The sequence below is a fragment of the Arthrobacter mangrovi genome (assembly GCF_026011795.1).
Taxonomy (GTDB): Bacteria; Actinomycetota; Actinomycetes; order Actinomycetales; family Micrococcaceae; genus Crystallibacter; species Crystallibacter mangrovi.
This window is the reverse complement of record NZ_BRVS01000026.1, coordinates 180,905-198,955: the sequence shown is the minus strand read 5'-3', so window position 1 is coordinate 198,955 and position 18,051 is coordinate 180,905. Positions and strand designations below refer to the sequence as shown.

General features: G+C 68.1%; 18 protein-coding genes and 1 riboswitch. Of the genes, 6 read left to right on the top strand and 12 right to left on the bottom strand.

Translation table 11 applies throughout. The features are described 5' to 3' along the window. On the bottom strand, nt 1-1,029 hold a 1,029-nt coding region (locus AHIS1636_RS17755; protein ID WP_264797174.1), incomplete at its 3' end, for a DUF222 domain-containing protein. 796 nt (nt 1,030-1,825) lie between these two features. Here AHIS1636_RS17755 and AHIS1636_RS17750 point away from each other — a divergent pair. Then, a complete protein-coding gene (locus AHIS1636_RS17750) occupies nt 1,826-2,677 on the top strand; it encodes a hypothetical protein (protein ID WP_264797173.1) in 852 nt (283 codons plus the stop codon). Between the two features lie 295 nt (nt 2,678-2,972). Further along, nucleotides 2,973-4,034 (top strand): ATP-dependent DNA ligase, encoded by a 1,062-nt coding sequence (locus AHIS1636_RS17745; RefSeq protein ID WP_264797172.1) that lies wholly within the window; start codon nt 2,973-2,975, stop codon nt 4,032-4,034. A gap of 87 nt (nt 4,035-4,121) precedes the next feature. Here the strand turns inward: AHIS1636_RS17745 and AHIS1636_RS17740 are convergent, their stop codons facing one another. Beyond that, nucleotides 4,122-5,078 carry a TIGR03885 family FMN-dependent LLM class oxidoreductase gene (locus AHIS1636_RS17740; RefSeq protein WP_264797171.1) on the bottom strand — a complete coding sequence of 319 codons (957 nt, stop codon included), beginning with the start codon at nt 5,076-5,078 and terminating at the stop codon, nt 4,122-4,124. A 141-nt stretch (nt 5,079-5,219) separates the two neighbouring features. On the opposite strand from AHIS1636_RS17740, the gene AHIS1636_RS17735 reads away from it, so the two are divergent. The 3 genes from AHIS1636_RS17735 to AHIS1636_RS17725 all read left to right on the top strand — a co-directional run bounded on the left by AHIS1636_RS17735 (nt 5,220) and on the right by AHIS1636_RS17725 (nt 7,762). Next, nucleotides 5,220-6,227, top strand: a complete 1,008-nt coding sequence (locus AHIS1636_RS17735) for an aldo/keto reductase (RefSeq protein ID WP_264797170.1) — start codon at nt 5,220-5,222, stop codon at nt 6,225-6,227. Nucleotides 6,228-6,309: 82 nt separating this feature from the next. Then, a riboswitch (SAM riboswitch) is annotated at nt 6,310-6,427 on the top strand. 54 nt (nt 6,428-6,481) lie between these two features. After that, nucleotides 6,482-6,988, top strand: a complete 507-nt coding sequence (locus AHIS1636_RS17730; protein ID WP_264797169.1) for a flavin reductase family protein — start codon at nt 6,482-6,484, stop codon at nt 6,986-6,988. Between the two features lie 102 nt (nt 6,989-7,090). Then, a complete protein-coding gene (locus AHIS1636_RS17725; RefSeq protein ID WP_264797168.1) occupies nt 7,091-7,762 on the top strand; it encodes a dTMP kinase in 672 nt (223 codons plus the stop codon). On the opposite strand, the gene AHIS1636_RS17720 is transcribed toward AHIS1636_RS17725, so the two are convergent. Continuing rightward, nucleotides 7,759-9,099: an SdrD B-like domain-containing protein gene (locus AHIS1636_RS17720; protein ID WP_264797167.1), complete on the bottom strand. Its 1,341-nt coding sequence runs from the start codon at nt 9,097-9,099 to the stop codon at nt 7,759-7,761. The two genes, AHIS1636_RS17725 and AHIS1636_RS17720, sit on opposite strands and share 4 nt — an antisense overlap. A 187-nt stretch (nt 9,100-9,286) precedes the next feature. Next, nucleotides 9,287-9,502: a CsbD family protein gene (locus AHIS1636_RS17715; protein WP_264797166.1), complete on the bottom strand. Its 216-nt coding sequence runs from the start codon at nt 9,500-9,502 to the stop codon at nt 9,287-9,289. 236 nt (nt 9,503-9,738) lie between these two features. Here AHIS1636_RS17715 and AHIS1636_RS17710 point away from each other — a divergent pair, with 236 nt between their 5' ends. Then, a complete protein-coding gene (locus AHIS1636_RS17710) occupies nt 9,739-9,963 on the top strand; it encodes a hypothetical protein (RefSeq protein ID WP_264797165.1) in 225 nt (74 codons plus the stop codon). 50 nt (nt 9,964-10,013) lie between these two features. Here the strand turns inward: AHIS1636_RS17710 and AHIS1636_RS17705 are convergent, their stop codons facing one another. The 8 genes from AHIS1636_RS17705 to AHIS1636_RS17670 form a co-directional block, all read right to left on the bottom strand. Then, nucleotides 10,014-11,471 (bottom strand): heparan-alpha-glucosaminide N-acetyltransferase domain-containing protein, encoded by a 1,458-nt coding sequence (locus tag AHIS1636_RS17705; protein WP_264797164.1) that lies wholly within the window; start codon nt 11,469-11,471, stop codon nt 10,014-10,016. A gap of 238 nt (nt 11,472-11,709) precedes the next feature. Continuing rightward, nucleotides 11,710-12,663, bottom strand: coding sequence for an aldo/keto reductase (locus tag AHIS1636_RS17700; protein WP_264797163.1), 954 nt, complete (start codon nt 12,661-12,663; stop codon nt 11,710-11,712). Nucleotides 12,664-12,779: 116 nt separating this feature from the next. Further along, nucleotides 12,780-13,214: a CBS domain-containing protein gene (locus AHIS1636_RS17695; protein ID WP_264797162.1), complete on the bottom strand. Its 435-nt coding sequence runs from the start codon at nt 13,212-13,214 to the stop codon at nt 12,780-12,782. A 162-nt stretch (nt 13,215-13,376) separates the two neighbouring features. Continuing rightward, nucleotides 13,377-14,453 carry an MBL fold metallo-hydrolase gene (locus AHIS1636_RS17690; protein WP_264797161.1) on the bottom strand — a complete coding sequence of 359 codons (1,077 nt, stop codon included), beginning with the start codon at nt 14,451-14,453 and terminating at the stop codon, nt 13,377-13,379. A gap of 58 nt (nt 14,454-14,511) precedes the next feature. Continuing rightward, entirely contained in the window at nt 14,512-15,321 is an 810-nt protein-coding gene (locus AHIS1636_RS17685) for an ABC transporter ATP-binding protein (RefSeq protein WP_264797160.1), read from the bottom strand. Next, a complete protein-coding gene (locus AHIS1636_RS17680) occupies nt 15,318-16,133 on the bottom strand; it encodes an ABC transporter permease (protein ID WP_264797159.1) in 816 nt (271 codons plus the stop codon). Before AHIS1636_RS17680 ends, AHIS1636_RS17685 begins: the two co-directional genes overlap by 4 nt. After that, nucleotides 16,130-16,990 carry an ABC transporter permease gene (locus tag AHIS1636_RS17675; RefSeq protein WP_264797157.1) on the bottom strand — a complete coding sequence of 287 codons (861 nt, stop codon included), beginning with the start codon at nt 16,988-16,990 and terminating at the stop codon, nt 16,130-16,132. The genes AHIS1636_RS17680 and AHIS1636_RS17675 overlap by 4 nt, the downstream gene beginning before the upstream one ends. Continuing rightward, nucleotides 16,987-17,955, bottom strand: a complete 969-nt coding sequence (locus AHIS1636_RS17670) for an ABC transporter substrate-binding protein (RefSeq protein ID WP_264797156.1) — start codon at nt 17,953-17,955, stop codon at nt 16,987-16,989. Before AHIS1636_RS17670 ends, AHIS1636_RS17675 begins: the two co-directional genes overlap by 4 nt. Between the last annotated feature and the right edge of the window lie 96 nt (nt 17,956-18,051).

The following is an 18,051-nucleotide window of genomic DNA, read 5'->3' as shown; positions in this document are numbered from 1 at the left end:
GAGGACGTCGGCGCGCAGCTGGGCCAGGGTGCGGGTTTCCCCGTCGAGGGTTTTGAGGTGTTTCGCGTGCTCCTGCACCAGGCTGTACACGGCCATGACGGTATCCGCGCCGGCGTGCACGGTCAGTTCGGCCATGCCGTCGTCCTGCGGCCGGAACCAGACGCCGCGGTGTTCCATCGCCGTCGCATGCCGCTCGTCCAGTGTCTGCGGGTGCAGCCGGTGCCGGGCGGCCCGGGCGCGGTCCTGCACGGTCTCCCTAACCACGTTCCCGGCGCCGGGCAGCACCTGCGCTTCGTACTCGGGCAGGACCGCGGCGGGCAGGTCGCGGGACCCGCGCACGATCGCGGTCGCCCTCCCCAGGTCCACCCGCCCCGCGTCCATCGCTTCCAGGGTGTCCGGGAAGTGCGCGCAGAGCTGGACAGCGTCCGCGAGGTCCGTGACCAGGGTCTTCTGGGACTGGTGCAGGTGCGCGGCCAGTTCCCGCACGGTGCCCCGGTCATGACCCTCCGGCCCCATCAGCGGGGAGCCGGGTTCGGTGCGGCGGGAGGCGAACTCGTCCAGCCCCCGCACGCGGGCCGCCTGCCAGGACGCGGTCACCTTTTCCACCGCGGCCAGATACTCCAGCAGCACCCCGTCCGCCAGCTGCTTGACGTTCTGCCGGGCGAGCACGACGGCCAGATCCGCCGGTGTCATGTCCCGCCAGGCCTGGAACCATTCCACCGGCCCGTGCTCCACCAGCGCCGGCGGCCGCGGCTTCGCCGCTTCCCTGGCTTTCTCCCGCTTCGCCCGCTGCGCCGGAGACAACGCCCAATCCGGTATCCCATCCTCACCCTCATCCTCATCCGGAGGGAAGACAGCCTCGGGATTATTGGCATGCGGATCCGCTGGGTCGGAAGCAGCTTGGGGATCAGCGGCATACGGCTCCACGGGACCGGATCCGTCCGACTCAGGCACCGGCGCGAAGGCCGCCTCCGGATCACCGGAAACCGGCTCAGCTGCCCCAACCTCGGGATCGGCAGGCGGTTCCATCCGACCGTAGTCGCTCGACTCAGGTGCCGGCCCGGAGGCAGCAGCTTGGGGTTCAGCTGACACGGGCTCTGTTGAGCCGGAGGCAGTCTGGGAAGGTTCATCCGCAAGTTGTGGGCCCGGGATTCCGGTCTGCTCGCAGGGCGGGGAGGGAACGGGGAGGGCGGAGGAGCCAGCTCCTCCGGCAGCCTGAGGCGTGGGAGGGCCGGCGTCCTCAGGATCAGCCTCCGCGTTCTCCCCCGCGGGACCAACGGGGCCCTGCGGGTCCGGGGGCGTCGCATTGGAGGCAGCGTCCTCGGCCGCGGCCGGAACCTCGCCGGGATCCTCCAGGCCGGAGATGTGAACGGTGCCGAACGTCGGGTCCTCTACAACACGCAACTGATGACCGGCACCAGGGGCCAGATCCGGATACATCCGCCACAGGAACTCCTCCAGCAACGCCCTATGCAAGCGGTACTCAAAACGAGAAGAACGCCCAGCCGAGGCAGCATGGAAGGCGGCGTCGCCCTGCCACTTCCTCGACCGCTGCTTCCCGAAGTCCTCCATGCACCAACACTATGAGCTGCCTCTGACAGTATTCGCAGGGACGGTTGGCGAGCGCAAGTTGCTGAGTGTGCGACGTACTTACGGGAGGAAGACTTCATCTGTCCCGCCCGAACAATGGGAGGAAGACATCACCCGGTCCGAAGAACGGGATGGAAACGCGAGGCTCCGCGGTCGGTTTAGCGGGATGTCTTCCGCGCTGATCCTTGCCTCGTTTCCGGCTGCCGCCTTGGCGCGACTCGCGTATCCTGTGGACATGCTCACGGGCGCTCGGATCTGGGCCTGGTTTGCGGCGGTCTTCTGGGCCGTAGGCTTCTTCGGGATCATCGATCTCACGATGCTCTTCGGCGTGAACCCGGCCTTCCATGCCGTGATGGGCCTCGAAACCAGCTGGGGCGTGCTGTTCACTTTCATCGTTGGCGGAGCCTTCGTGGCCATCGCCGCGCGGCCGCGGCAGCCCTGGCCCGCCCTCGTGCTGCTCTGGCTGGTGGTCGCGGCGCTGCTGCTGGCCAGCGTCCTCGCCGAGGATACCGGGCCGCTGGCGCCCGCCGTACTGCTACTCCCGATGAGCTTGGTTCCGCTGCTCTCCCGTGCGGACAGACCTGACCGTGTCGTCGGCAGGCTGGAGCCCAGCGGACTGATTCTTGCGCTGGCCCTGGTCGGGGCTCCGGGGTGGTGGGGCTACGCGGCAGTCGCTGTAGAGCAGGCCCTCACACCCGGGGTCGTCGACGACACGTCCTGGGGACTTTCGCATTGGCCCATCCAGGCGGCGCTCGGCCTGCTGTTGGTTATGGGCGTGCTGGTCATGGCCTTCTGGCCCGCCGGCCGCCCGCTCATCGGCACTGCCTGCGGCAGCAGCGCGCTTGTCCTCGGCGTCAGTTGGCTGCTCTACCCCGACAGCGCCGGTGCCGCGCACAGCGCAGGGCTCTCAGTGGCGGCTATCCTCTGGGGGCTCGCCGTAATTCTCAGCCCAATCCGGCACCAAAAGGAACAGGGACCGGACGCCCGGCGCCCTTCCCCAGCCACCAGGCCGGACCCACCGGCCCTCACTGAGGCCGTTCACGAGCCCGTGGTTCGAGACCAAAGCCCGGCCCGCCGTCATCGTTAGCCAAACGGCCGTCCGCAAGCCGCCGTCGAACCAGGTGGTCGGGAACAAAGCCCCGGCCGCCGCCGTCGTTAGCCAAACGGCCGTCCGCAAGCCGCCGTCGAACCATATGGTCGGGACCAAAGCCCCGCCCGCCGCCGTCGTTAGCCAAACGGCTGCCCGAAAGCCGCCGTCGAACCATATGGTCGGGACCAAAGCCCCGCCCGCCGCCGTCGTTAGCCAAACGGCTGCCCGAATGCCGCCGCCGGGATGGCGCCAAGGGATGACAGGGCCCAGGCCAGCGGCAAGAATGGGCCACATGCAACTGCCTGTGATGCCTCCGGTCAAGCCGATGCTCGCCAAGTCCGTGGCCCGGATTCCGGAGGGCGAGCTGTGCTACGAGCCCAAGTGGGACGGTTTCCGGTCCATCATCTTCCGTGACGGCGACACGGTGGAGATCGGCAGCCGGAACGAGAAGCCGATGACGCGCTACTTTCCGGAGGTCGTGGAGGCGGCGCTTGAGCAGCTGCCGCCGCGCTGCGTGGTTGACGGCGAGATCATCCTGGTCCGCCCGGGCGGCGATCGGCTGGATTTCGAGATGCTGCAGCAGCGCATCCATCCGGCCGCGAGCCGGGTGAAGCTGCTGGCGGCCGAGACCCCGGCCAGCTTCGTGGCCTTCGACCTGCTGGCGCTCGATGACGTGGACCTGATGCCGCTGCCCTTTTCGGCCCGGCGGAACGCTCTGGAGGAGCTCCTCTCCGAAGCGGCCGGGCCGGTCCACTTGACCCGCACCACCCGTGACCACGTGCAGGCCGAGGAGTGGTTCCGGCACTTTGAGGGGGCGGGTTTGGACGGCGTCGTTGCCAAGCCGCTGGACGGGACGTACCAGCCGGACAAGCGCGCGATGTTCAAGATCAAGCATGAGCGCACTGCGGACTGCGTGCTGGCGGGCTACCGCGTGCACAAGAGCGGCCCGGACCTGGTCGGCTCACTGCTGCTGGGACTGTACGACGGCGGCGGCCTCACCCATGTGGGTGTGGCGGGGGCCTTCTCGATGCAGCGGCGCAAGGAGCTCTTCGAGGAGCTGCAGCCGCTCATCGCCGATTCGGGCGAGCATCCGTGGAGCCGGTCGGAGCATGAAGCCGGCAAGCGCACGCCGCTGACGTCCGAGGGCAGCCGCTGGAGCGCCGGCAAGGACCTGTCCTTCGTGCCGCTGCGGCCGGAGCGCGTCATCGAGGTCAAGTACGACCATATGGAGGGCGAGCGATTCCGGCACACGACGCAGTTCGTCCGCTGGCGGCCGGACCGGGAGCCGGAATCCTGCACCTATGAGCAGCTGGAAGAGCCGGTTAAGTACGACCTGGCGGACGTGCTCAGCTAGGCCAGCAGTGCGCAGCTAGGATTGGCGTGGGCAGCGAGCCCGGCGGGCACAGCAGCGCAACCGTGTCCGGCGCCCGGACGTGCCGGGCTAGCCGAGCTGGGGCAGCACGTCCTGGCCGAAGGCGTGGATGAACGGCTTCTGCTCCTGCCCGACGAAGTGCAGGTAGAGCTCGTCGAAGCCGAGGTCCAGGTACTCCTGCAGCCACTGGGCGTGCCGGCCGGTGTCGGCGGAAACGTTGACGGACTGCCGGATCTGCTGCTCCCCCACCGTCGTGCTCACCGCATCGAAGTAGGCGGCCGTCGGCAGGTCCGCGCCGACGAAGGACGGGAAGACGTTGCTGCCCCATTGGTCCAGGGCGATTTCGACGGCGGTGTCCTCCTCGGGTGCCCATGACAGGTGCACCTGGAGCACGGCTTTGCCCTTGCCGCCGTGCTCGCGGTAGGCATCGAGGACCTTGCGCAGCTGTTCGGCGGGCTGGTTGACGGTGACCAGTCCGTCTGCCCAAGCCGCCGCGCGGGCGGCGGTGTCCGGGCTGATGGCCGGGGCGATGATGTCCGGCTTGGGATCGGGAACGTCCCAGATCCGGGCCTGTTCCACGGTGACGAGGCCGCGGTGGGTGACCACTTCGCCGTCGTGCATTTGCCGGATGACGTGCACGCACTCCTCCAGCCGCCTCTGGCGGACGTCCTTGGCCGGCCAGCCGTCCCCGGTGACGTGCTCGTTGATGTTCTCCCCGCTGCCCGGGGCGAACCAGAAGCGGCCCGGGAACATGCCGGCGAGGGTGGCCGAGGCGTGCGCGATGACGGTGGGGTGGTAGCGCTGGCCGGGGGCGGTGACCACGCCGAAGCGCAGCTTGGTGGTGGCGAGCGCGGCGCCCAGCCAGGACCAGGCGAAGCCCGAATGGCCCTGCCGGGCGGACCAGGGCTCCAGGTGGTCGGAGCACATGGCCGCGCCGAAACCGGCCTGCTCGGCCAGTTGGACGTCGGCCAGGAGCTGGGCCGGAGCGATCTGTTCGTGCGATGCATGGAACCCTATGACAGCCACGCTCCATGCTTACCGGGCGGACCGGGGCTTGTCGAGGCATCCGCCGGAATCGGGCGGGCAATGCCGGACCTTGCAATGCCGGAGTGGGCAGAGGCGTGTGCTAAGAAGAAGCGTTGGCACGCACGCAGCGGAAGGGACAGCATGGGCACTCGCCGGATCGGGACCAGGGACGTCGGCAGCATCGGGCTGGGGTGCATGAACCTCAGCCACGCCTACGGCACGCCCCCGCCGCGCGAAGAGGCCGAGGCGCTGCTGCTGCACGCGCTGGACAGCGGGGTGCGGCACTTCGACACGGCCGCGCTCTACGGTGCGACGGCGAACGAGACCCTGGTCGGCGAGGTTTTGGGTGCACGGCGGGACGAATACTTCCTGGCCAGCAAGTGCGGCATGACGAGCGTGGACGGCAAGCGCGTGATCGACGGCCGGCCGCACACGCTGAAGGCCACCTGCGAGGAGGCGCTGCGGCGGCTGCGAACGGACCACATCGACCTCTACTACCTGCACCGCTGGGACAAGACCATCCCTGTCGAGGAGAGCGTCGGCGCCCTGGCGGAGCTCGTCGCGGAAGGCAAGATCGGCGGGATCGGCCTCTCCGAGGTTTCTGCCGGCACGCTGCGCCGGGCCCACACGGTGCACCCGATCGCTGCGCTGCAGACGGAATATTCGCTCTGGACGCGCAATCCGGAACTCGGTGCCTTGGAGGCCTGCCGGGAACTGGGCACCGCGTTCGTGGCCTTCAGCCCGCTGGGCCGCGGTTTCCTTGCCGGCGGGGTGCGCGATGTGGCTTCCCTGCCCGACGGCGACATCCGCCGCGGCATGCCGCGCTTCTCGGCACAGAACTACCCGCTCAACCTGCGGCTGCTGGACGAATTCAGCCGCCTCGCCGGGGAGGCCGGCTGCACCCCGGCCCAGCTGGCACTGGCCTGGGTGCTCCACCGCGCGGAGGGCATCATCGCCCTTCCCGGAACCACCAGCATCGCCCACCTCGACGAGGATATGGCGGCCGCCGCCGTCGTACTCGATGCCCCGCTGATGGCCCGGCTGGACGAGCTGATCAACGAACAGACGGTGCACGGTCCGCGCTACAGCGCGGGTCAGCAGGCGGACGTGGACACCGAGGTATTCAGCGAGCCGGAGCCGTCCGAGTAGCTCCGGCGCCCGCGCGGCGGTCCTTTACGAAGTGTTGCTGGCGTTTGACCGCGCAGCACGCCGCGTTTAGCGTGGAAACCAGAATCATGAGTGCCAACACCAAGCCCTGGCTGGTTGGCCGGCAACCCTCTCGCCGTAGCGGGGTGCTCCAGGTGATGATTCGGCCCGCTGGCCGACAGCCAGCGTCGCAAGTACTGCGCATTCGCCGGTCGTAGAGGAAACCAGCGGATTCGCCTGACGGCAAAGGAACCGGCATGTCCCTCCACGATGATCTGCAGCCTGACACCCTCCGGAAGGCCTTCGGACGCTTCCCGTCGGGTATCGCCGCGCTGTGCGCCATTGTCGACGGCGCCCCGCAGGGCATCGTCGCATCCTCCTTTACCGTGGGCGTCTCCATGGATCCGCCGCTGGTGATGTTCGCGGTGCAGAACACCTCGCGCACCTGGCCGATCGTGCGCACCGCCGGACGGATCGGCGTTTCCGTGCTGGGGACGGGGCACGACGGCGTCTGCCGCCAGATCGCGTCGAAATCCGGAGACCGCTTCGCCGGGCTTCAGCTTCATTCCACCGACGACGGGGCCCTTTTCCTCGAGGAGGCCGCACTGTGGCTGGACTGCTCGGTGGAGCAGGAGGTTCCGGCCGGCGACCACCACGTGGTGCTGCTGCGGGTACACGCGCTGACCACGCACGACGACGCGCACGAGCCGCTGGTGTTCCATGGGTCGGCCTTCCGGCGGCTCGAGCAGCCGGCCTTCGTCTAATACCGGGACTTCTTCCAGCAGTTGCCCAGATTTCCGCCGTAGCGTAGGCGGGATGATGACCAGTGTGCGCGAGCGGTCGCTGCCCGTTGCAGCACCCCGGCGATGACCGCCACCCTGCCGGTTCCTGCCCGCACGGCTGGCTCCGAGGAGCACGGGCGATCGCGGCGCAGCCGCCCCTACCGCGTGGCGCTGGTTGGCATCGACGGCTCCGGGAAGACCTCCGCGGCCGAAGCCGTCAGGGCCCGGTTCGCGGCTGCGGGCGAGCCGGTCGCCGTCCACGGGATCTACGCCGGCCGGAAAACCCTGGAGCGATGGGCGGACAGGCTCGGTACTACCGCCGAGCGGGTGCTCGGCCGCACGGGCCTGAGCGCCGTCGAAAATGTTATTCGCGCCACCATGGCCTGCGCCGCCTACCGGAAGTCCCGGGACACCGGCGGGCTGGTGCTGTTCGACCGTTCCCTCTACTGCCAGCTGGCACGCGATCACAGCCGCGGACTGGTCCGGCGGAGCTTCTCCGCGCGCCTGCTGAACCTGCTCCCCCGCCCTGACCTCGTGGTCTACTTCGACATTCCCCCGGAACAGGCCCTCGCCCGGGTCGCCCTGCGCGGGGAGGACTCCGAGACGCTTCCGGGGCTAGCCAGGTTCGCTGCCGGCTACCGGGCGCTCCCGGAGTTCCGGGGCTTCGCCGTGATCGACGCCGGCGGTCCGCGGGCCGACGTGGCGGACCAGCTGGAGCAGCTGATCCGCCTCCGCCGCCCGGCCCCGGGCTCCTAGGCGGCGGGTTTCCGGCGGACCAGCCGGAGCAGGACGACGCCGGTGGCCAGGGCCAGCGCGGCCAGCGGCACCAGCGGGGTGGTAGTGCTGCCGGTTTCTGCCAGCCGCGGAACCGTTGCTTCGGCCGGCTGCGCTTCGGCAGACCCCGCGGCGGCCGGCTGCGCCACCGGCGCGGGAGCCATCGCCGCAGGCTCGGTGTCCGGTGCCGCCGGGGCCACCGCATCCGCCTCGGCCAGGCCGATCGCAATCATGGCCGAGTATTCGCCGTCGACGTCGAACGGATCGGTCAGTCCGTCGGGACCAATGCCCAAGGCCTGCGGGCCTTCATCCTCGAAAGGATAGAGGTACGCTTCCGCCCCGGAGACGACATAGCCATCCGGAACCGACAGGCGCAGCCGGTAGCGGCCCTCGTCCAGCCATCCGCCCGACATTCCGTTCTCGTCGGTGGTCGCGGTCGCCGCCAGGGAGCCGTCCTCGGACAGGATTTCCACGTCGACCTCGGGGGCACCGGCCTCGTCTTCGTCGAAAATGCCGTCTCGGTCCGCGTCGAAGTAGGCGGCGAAGGCAAGGCTCGGCCAATCCTCCGGAACGAACAGGGGGAGATCGAACGTGAAGGAGGTCTGCTCGGGGCCCAGTTCGAATGAGGGCGTATAGCCGTCGTCGTCGATGTCGAAGGAGAATCCCACGTCGTCCACCGAGGGGAAACGCAGCCGGTAGGTTCCGGCGTCGAGGTTCTCGAAGGCATACCGGCCGGCGGCATCGGTGATGGATGTCCGGACCCGGGTGCCGTCCTTGGCCAGCAATTGGACCTCGATCCCTGCGGCCCACTCGTCGAGGCTGGCGCTGTAGTCTCCGTCGCCGTAGTAGTCGCCCCATACCGAACCGCTGACGGTGTAGCCCGCGGCCTGTGGCCGGGTTGCCTGCGGCCGGACCGGCTGTTGCGCCGCGGCCCCGCCGGACATCTCCTGTACAGCATCGGGAAGCACCATGGCGGATCCCTCGGGTGCATCATCGATGACGGTTTCCGGGGCAGCAGCGCCGCCGACCTGGCCCGCGCCGGACGGCGCCTCGCCCTCCGTAGCCGCCTGGGCCTCAGTGTCTTCCTCATCGGCAGCTTGTTCGCGGGCCTCGTCCAGCGTCGAGTCGAACGCCCTGCGCAGCGGGGAATCCTCCGGCTGCCCCTGCGCCGGGATGCTGCCGGCCGGTTCGGCGCCGACGGGCGGCAGCTCAGTGGCGAGCGCCGCCGGAGCGGGTCCCATGCCCAAGGCAGCAACCGCGGCCACCGTGGCCAGCGCGGCCGCGGAGCGGAAACACACCGGCCTGGAGTTCGACGACATCCATCCCCCTATGCAGCGGGAACCGGCGCCGGCGGCGCGCAAAAGAAGGCAATTTCCCCAACTGTGAGCCCTAGCATAAGCGACCGGTGATCGTTCCGTTTAACCGCCGTCCGCTGGCCTCGGGAACCCGGGTTAAACACGGATGCCCCGCCTGTCCGGCAGGGCATCCGCTGGAAGACAGGGCCTGCTACAAGCGGCCGCCGCCTTCGGTGTCGTCCACGCGGTTGGCGTCGTCCTTCAGGTGCGCCTTCGTGTCCGCCACCTTGTCTTTGATTTCGCCTTCGGCCTGCTGGGCGTGGCCCTTCATCTCCTGCGACTTGTCGTCGGTGGCCTTGCCGACCGCCTCGTTGACCTTGCCCTTGACCTTGTCCTTGGCTGCCTCGAACTTGTCGTCGACTCCCATAGTTGGATCCCGCCTTCGCTATCGTTCCTGGCGTTGCGCCGGGGCGGACGGCCCGTCCCACTGTGAACACTAGTCCCGTTGCCGCCGCCGCGCAGCCAGCTTGGAGGACTCGACTTGCCGGCCCGCGGGGCCAGGACCCGGGCAACCGGTGGCGTGCGGCGGCCCGACAAGGAATAGTGGGGCTCGAAAGGGTACGCCGACCGTGCCCCACTGGACCGACCGGGGAGGAAGTCACCATGGAATTCGCCCAAGACGACGCCGGCGACCTGATCATCGGCGATGTGAGCCGGCCCGGCGGCCGTGCCCTGAGCATCGGCATCACCGGCATCGCCGGGGACGAGGTGCTCAGCCTCAGCTGGGTGGAGACCGGCGAGACGCTGAAGCTAACGTTGGAGGAGGCCGTCGCGCTGCGCAACGAGATCGACCACATCATCCGCGACCGGCACCGGCCCGAAGAATAGGCTCCCGGCGGGTCCCTTGCTTCTTCAGCCGCCTCGGCGGCTGCCCGCTTTCAGTTCATCCGCGACGGGCGCCTCAAGGACGGAATCCTCAGGGACGTGCGCTTGTAGACGGGCTGGTGATCCGGTGCCGACGACGGCGGACCGGCGGCGTCCGGTTCGGCGGTTGCCGGAACCGGCGCGCCCGGCGCCGCAGCGGCCGCGGCAGCCGGCGGCGGACGTTGGACATCGGCCTCGGCGGAGCTCTCCCTGGGCCGCCGACGCTGCTGCCGGGGTGTACGGATTTTGGTACGGACCCAGTCGCTGCAGTCCGAGATGATTTGTTCCAGGGGCCCCTTGCCCATAACGCTTCGCCAGACGAGGGCGAACAACATGAACGAAATGATCTGGACCCAGAGGGAAACCCGCGGCCGGGCCGGGTCCAGCACACCGATCGCCAGGATGACAACGTGCGCCGAATAGAGGGTCAGCGTCATGGCGCCGATAGCCGCGAACGGCGAGAAGATCCTGCCGCCGGAACGGGTCAGGAGCAGGACCACCCCCGTCACGGCCATCGCACAGCCTAGATCGTGTATCAGGTTCAGCGAGGTGTGCGAGTACGGGGCGACTGCGGCCATCCACCAACCGGTGGTGTGCGGCAGCATCGGATCCTCGGGGCCGTACGCCAGGACGTCGATGATGTCCTCGCTGGTCATGGCCGGTGTCGCTTCCACCAGGCGCTGGAAGCCTCCGGCTGCGCCGAGCAGGAACTGGGATAGGAACCATGTGCCCAGCGCCAGTCCCGCGCCCCAGGCGGCAACGACCAGTGCGACCTTCTTTGACGTCAGGACCTGGCGGCCGATGACGATGCCGACGCAGATGTACGCCATCCAGAGCAGCGTGGGGTATTGGCCGATTAGGAGCATGTCGGAGACGAACGGCACGGGATACTGGAATATCGTTGTCAGGGTGTAGTCCGCGCCCGAATCAGGTTGCTCCGGGAGGCTGTCGCCGAAGAGGAACAACAGGAGCGGGCCCAGGATGGCGAACAGGACTCCGGCGATGATCAGCACGCGGTTGGACCGGCCATACAACGGAATGACCAGCAGGAACAGGATGCCGAAGTACGGCAGGATGGTCACGACATCGGCTTCGAGATAGCCCAGCAGGAGGCCAGCCAGCATGATGAGCAGCCCCCGGGTGACGAGGGCCCCCCGGTCCGCCCACAGCGTGCGGCCGAACAGCTTTCCCCGCGACCGCCGCTCCACGAACGCGATGGACACGCCCGCCAGCAGAGCGAAGAGACCGGCGGCGCGGCCGGCGAAGACGGCATAGACCAAGGACATGTCGTCGTTCTTGTTCGTGGTGGGCCATACATGGACGGACACCATGCCGATCAGGGCGATGGATCGGGCGACGTCGATGCCGATCGCACGTTTCGTGCGTGTCGGCTCGATCGGTCCGGGCCGCGGCGTCACGGCCGACGGCGGCGGGACCGGGAGCGGTGTAGAGCCAGGGAGTGGTTTGTGCATTCCGGCAGTCATGGCAGGCCTCGCTGCCCCTGCGCACCAACGTTCATGGGGGACCCCTGTGTAACGGTCTAGGTAGCGGTTGTGCTCTCCCCCTTGAGCCATTCTTTAGCCCCGCTGTTACGCCCCTATCACCGCGGCGTTATCGCCCCATGATCCGCACGTCATCAGCCCTAGTCGGAACCTTTTAGTGCAGCCGGCAATCTCTTCGTGCTCCTAGGTTTTTTCGAACCTGTGCGTGCTATGGCAGCGCCCGGCCTCGGGCCGCAACCCACAGTGAGTACCACTCGTGCCGGTCCATGCCGGCGGCGATGCGTTCGGCGTCCCCGCTGGCCCGGATCCGTGCGGGGTTGCTGGTCCCCACCACGGGGCGGATGCCGGCCGGGTGCCGGAGCAGCCAGCCGAGGACGACTGCCTCGGGCGCGCAGCCTTTGCGTTCCGCGAGCTCGCCGACGAGGGCCGCAGCGGCTGCGTCCGGCCCGGTTTCCGCCGTGCCCGCGGCCCCGCTGTAGCGGCCCTGTGCCAGCGCGCCCCAGGCCTGGAGTTCGACGCCGGCCGTCTGGCAGTATTCGACGGTGCCATGCGGGAACCCCACCTCGGCGGCCTCCGGGTGGTTGACGAGCACGCCGGATTCCAGCCAGCCCGTGCGGTGCAGGCTCATCTCCAGCTGGTTGGCCGCGAGCTGTTCCGGGAGCGCGGACTGCAGCCAGCGCATCTGCTCAGCGGACATGTTGGACACCCCCAGCCGCCCCACTTTCCCCGCGTCCCGCAACTCCAGGAAGGCCTCGGCAATTTCCCCGGGATGCGCCAGCGGGTCCGGCCGGTGGATCAGCAGAGTCTCCACGTGCCCGGTCCCGAGGCGCCGCAGGCTCTCCTCGGTCTGCGCCAGGATCCATTCGCGGGACGAATCGTACTGGCCGGCCCGCTCCGGCGACGGCAGCCGGATCCCGCACTTGGTCTGCAGGCGGATCCGTTCGCGCAGCCCCGGCCGCTCGGCCAGGACCCGGCCGAACGCCTCCTCCGCCTTGCCGTGGGCGTAAATGTCGGCGTGGTCGAAGTCCCGGATCCCGGCATCCAGCGCGGCCTCCACCGCATCGTGGGCCGCCTTGACGTGCGCTGCTTCCAGCGGGCCCGACCCCCAACCGCCACCCAAGCCCATGCATCCGAAAATAAGGCGCGATCCGCCGTCGTCCATGAAAAGTCCCTTCTGAAGGCGTCCTTGGGACTAGGCTACGGCCCCGCATGCGCAGACAAGCCGCTGCCGCCCGGAAGGGGGCGGCAGCGGCCTCGGATCGGTCGGATCAGGACCGGTCAGGTCATCTGCATGGGCTTCCGGGCGGAAACATGTTCCACCATCTCGCCCACCTTTTGTTCGGTGTAGTTGCGCGCAATGTCGCCCTGGCTGACGATGCCCACCAGCTTGTGGTCGGTGATGACCGGCAGCCGCCGGATCTGGTAGCGCTCCATCATCTGGATGGCGTCGTCGATGTTGGCATCGGCGTCGATCCAGTGCGGCTTGCCCTGCGCAAGATCGGCCGCAACCATTGCCTTGGCGTCCCTGCCATCGGCAAGGCATCTCACGACGATGTCGCGGTCCGTAATGACACCCTTCAACATGCCGTCGTCACCGCAAATCGGCAGCGAGCCGCAGTCCAGGTCGCGCATCATCCGGGCAGCTTCTTCGAGGGTTTGATGTTCGCGGATACACTGGCAATCCGTCGTCATGAATTCACGTACGACGCTCATCATTCCTCCTTCATCGATGGGGATATCGACGCCGGAGCCTCGGCGCCAGCGCCGATATATCCAGATTATGCCCTCAGGAGACGGCGGGAACAGGCCTGTTTCCATGCCGACGGCGGTGCCTCCTTCAGCCGGCAAGGAAGCACCGCCGCCGCAGTCTCCCCGTCAGTCCCGCGGCTCGCCCAGGCCGAAATGCATCAGGTCTTCGCCGACCACAAGGTTGCCGCTGAACCCGATCTGCGCCTTCTGCCACTTCTCCGGCGGGGTGTTGCCGGGGACCAGGTGGGTGAGGACGAGGGTACCGACGCCGGCCTTCTCGGCTTGCGGTCCGACTTCCTCGATGGCTGTGTGCGCGGCGAGCATGTGCTGCATGAGGTTGGGATCCGGCTTTGGCGAGTCCGGGCCCATCAGCCCGTCCACCCAGTCCATGTCGATACACTCGTGCAGCAGGATGTCCGCGCCCTCCGAAATGGTGACGAGGTTGCCGCAGACGCCGGTGTCGCCGGAGATGACGATGGCGCCGTCGGGCGTGTCGAAGCGGAAGGCGAAGGCCGGGAAGACCGGACGGTGGTCGACGAGGATCGCGGTCACCCGCACGTTATCGTCCCGGTAGATCTCGAACGGCTCCATGCCCGGGGTGGGGTTGCCGTTCGGGTCGTCCCCCGTACCGGCGGGCAGCTCAATGTCGTGGAACTCGAAGATTTCCCGCAGGTCCTGCTTGGCGTTGTCGCGCATCCGGTCATTGATATCGAGTGCGTAGGCCTGCAGCAGCTTCTCCGACGACTCGACGAGCCCAGGGGTCGGGGACTCCGGATGGAAAACTTCGGGCAGGAATTCCCGCTTCTCCTCGGCGAAGATGGGCGGCAGCGCGCCGCGGTCGCCGGGGCCGTGGATCTGGATGGGCTGTTTCAGTCCGTCGGAGCCGTTGTGCCAGGCGAGCAGGAGCAGGTTCGGGTAGTCCACCATGTGGTCGGAGTGGTGGTGGGTGATGAATACGGCCCGCATGTTGTCCAGGCCCTTCTGGAACCCGGCGGGACCCAGGCCCGACTTGCGGAACTGAGGGCCCCAGCCTTCGCCGCAGTCGATCAGGTAGACGGCGTCGTTGACCGTGATGGCGGTGGAGATGCCGGTCCGGTCGGAGCCGTCCCACCACGGCGGGCCGCCGGCTGTGCCCAGCAGGGTCACCCGGGTGCGGTACTTAGCTGCGTCGGCCGCGTCCAGCGGCAGGTACGTTCTGGTCATGCTCATGTCTTTCTCGAGGCGGGTCAGCGGATGACCGCGTGGGACTTGGCGGACTGGATCAGTTCGAATACTTCGGCGCGCAGCCGGGCGTACTCGGGCAGGAGTTTGGTGTCGCGCTGGTTACGCGGCCTGGGTAGGTCGACGGCGATGTTGCGGCTGACGTGGTCGGCGCGCCGGAGAGCACGATCACCCGATCACCGAGGTAGACCGCTTCGTCGATGTCGTGGGTGACGAAGACGACGGTGGTGTCGAATTCCTGCCGCACCCGCAGGACCAGGTCCTCCAATTCGATCCGCGTTTGCGCGTCGACGGCGGCGAAGGGTTCGTCCATGAGCAGCACGTCCGGCTGGTAGGCCAGGCCGCGGGCGATCGCGGCGCGCTGCTGCATGCCGCCGGACATTTGCCAGGGGTACAGGTTGCCCTTTCCGCCCAGGCCTACGGCCTCCAGCACGGATTCGATCCGCGCCGGCCGCTCCGCCTTGGCGAACTTGTTCTTCATCGGCAGCTCCACGTTCTGCCACACGGTCATCCAGGGCAGCAGCGAGCGGCTGTAGTCCTGGAAGACAACGGCCAGTTTCGCCGGGGGTTCGGTCACGGGCTGGCCCTCGAATATCGTCTGTCCCCCGGAGGGCGCCAGTAAGCCGGCCATGCACTTGAGCAACGTGGTCTTGCCCGAGCCCGAGGGGCCCACGACGCAAACGAATTCCCCCTTGCGGATTTCGAAGTCCACACCGGCGAGGATCCGGACGTGCCCGTAGTTCTTCTGCAGTCCCTGCAGTTGGAGCAGGACGTTCGGATTGGCGACGGCGGCGTCCGCCTCGGGTTTGTCCTGCGCCGTGGTTTGGGGGTACGTTTCGGTCATTTTCATGCACCGCTTCCTGTACTGGCGAGCAGCCCGGCCTGCCAGCGCAGGACGTACCGCTCGAAACGGATGAAGACAAGGTTGGCGAGGTAGCCGAGCAGTCCCAGGATCAGGGTGCCGGCCCAGGTCTGCGGGACGGCGAAGGTCTGCTGGGAGTTGAGGACGTAGTAGCCGATGCCGTTGGTCGAGGCGACCATTTCCGAGACGACGATCAGGATGATGGACATCTGCAGGGTGGTGCGCAGGCCGGCGAAGATCTGCGGTCCGGCATTGGGCAGGATGACGTAGCGGATTTTCTGCCCGCGGGTCAGCCGGTAGGAACGGGTCATCTCGGTCAGTTGGGGATCCAATGAACGGACGCCGTCGATCGTGTTCAGCAGCGTCGGCCAGATGGCACCGAAGGCGATGATCGCGATGTTCATGGACGGCCCGATGCCGAACAGCAGCAGCCCCAGCGGCAGCAGGACCGGCGGCGGCAGTGAGCGCAGGAACTGGACGATCGGCTCGGCCGCCGCCCGCAGCACCGGGTACATCCCGACGACCAGGCCGAGGCCAACCCCGGCGAGCGCAGCGATGAGGAAACCGGCCAGGAATTTGCCAACGCTGGGCAGCAGATGTTCGGCGAAGCCCGGCCCCAGCCAGTCGGTCCGCAACGTCTCCGTGATGCTCTGCAGCGATGGGAAGTACAGCGAGGTGCTGGACGCCGAACCCATCCACCACAGCGCCAGCAGGCAGGCGGGCAGCCAGGCGCGCAGCAGGAACAGCCGGATTCTTCCGCCCCGTTCCGCTCCCCGAGGTGGTGTTACGGAAGTGCTCACAGGTTTCCCTCCTGTCGAACGGACGGGTGCCAGAACAGCAGGGGCTTCTGCACCGCGCGGAAACCCGCATTGATCAGCAGGCCCAGCAGGCCCGTGGCGATGATGAGCGCGTACATCTCGGCCAGTGCGCCGGCCGACTGCGCGACCACGATGTTCTGGCCGAGGCCCGCGGCGCCGCCGATCATTTCCGTGACCACGGCGACGACAATGGCGATGGAAGCCGAGATGCGCAGTCCAGTCAGCGCAAACGGCAGCACCGAGGGGAAGACCAGCCGGCTGGTAGTCAGCCACCAGCCCAGCCGGTAACTGCGCGCCATCTCGGCTCCGACACCGTTGATTTCCTTGATTCCGTAGATCAGCTGGGTCAGCAGCGGCCAGATGGCGCCCATGACGATCAGGAAGAGCTTCATCCCCGGCGACGGGCCCCAGAGCAGCAGCCCCAGGGGAATCAGCGCCACAGGCGGAATCGGCTTCAGGAACTCCAGCAGGAACCAGGTGGACTCCTGCACCGGCCGGACCAGCCCGATCAGCAGCGCCAGCGGCGACGCGACGAGCACAATCAGCAGCAGGCCCAGCAAGGCCACCGAGACGGTGTTCCACGCAGCCGCCCAGAACGCGGCTACGCCCAACTGGCGGACGAACTCGGCCAGCACTGTCGACGCGGGCGGAATCGAACCGGGAGGGAAAGCACCCGTGCGGGCAAGAACTTCCCACGCCGCCAGCACGGCCAGTACCGCACCGGCCCCCAGGACCGTTCTTCCCATCGGGCTCGCGGCGAGCGGGAATCTGGAGGCGCCGCGGCGTTGGGCCCGCGGCCGGACCCGAGCCGGAAGCTCACGGACTTGCGTCGTCGTCATTTCCACACCGCACTTTCCACGTCCACGGCGCCGGGCAGGAAACCCAGCCCCTGCATCAGTTCGCCGGTGCTGGCCAGGGCGCCGGTGTCCAGCCGGTCGCTGTACATCGGTACACGGATCCTGGCGAACACGTCCGGCGGTAACTTGCCGTACTTCGCCAGCACGGCGCCAACCTTCTGCGGATCCCGGGCCGCTTCAGCGCTGGCCCGGTCGACGGCGCGGGCGAACTTCTCCACAATTTCCGGGTTGGTCTCGATGAAAGGCTGGGCAGTGAAGATCACGGTGAACGTGCCGTCCGGCTTCAGCGTCTGCGAGTAAGGATTGCCGAGCACCTCGGCGCCCTGGGCAACGGACTTCGCATAGAAGGGCTCGACCAGCGACGCTGCATCGACTGCGCCACGCGCCAGTGCCGGCAGCATGTCGGGGAACGGCATCGCCACGAAGGTCACCAGGGACGGGTCCCCGCCGTCGGCCTTGATGGCTGCCGCCGCAGTAACGTGCACGATCGAACTCAGCGCATTGACCGCTACTGTCCGGCCTTCCAGGTCCTTGGGCCGTTCGATGCCGGTGCCCGGGGCGGCCACCAGGGCCGAGGGATCCTTGTCCGGGTCGGCGGCAACGGACGTTCCATTCGCCACGGCCTTGAGTGGCAGGCCTTTCTGTACGGCGCCGAGGAACGGCGGCACCGCGGCCGTTCCGAACTGCAGCTGCCCGTTGATGACCGACGGGGCGATCGCGGCCGCATTCTGCATGACCTGGGTCTCGACATTGAGGCCTTCGTCGGCAAAGTACCCTTCCTCCGCGGCGATGTACACCGGCGCGAAATCGGCAACGGGGATGACGCCGACCTTGATCGGGTCGCCGGGCCCCAGCTCTACTGCGCTGCCCCGGCCGACACCGCAGCCGGTGGCCAGGAGGACCGCCAGCACCGAGGCCGCCAGGGCCAGGCCCTTGCGGATCCTCATGGCACCTGTCTCCCGGGCAAGGTTCGGATCGCGGCAGAAGTCATGGCTCCTCCTTGGAGTGGGAACGGAAAGCACGCGATGTGCTGCAGATCACTA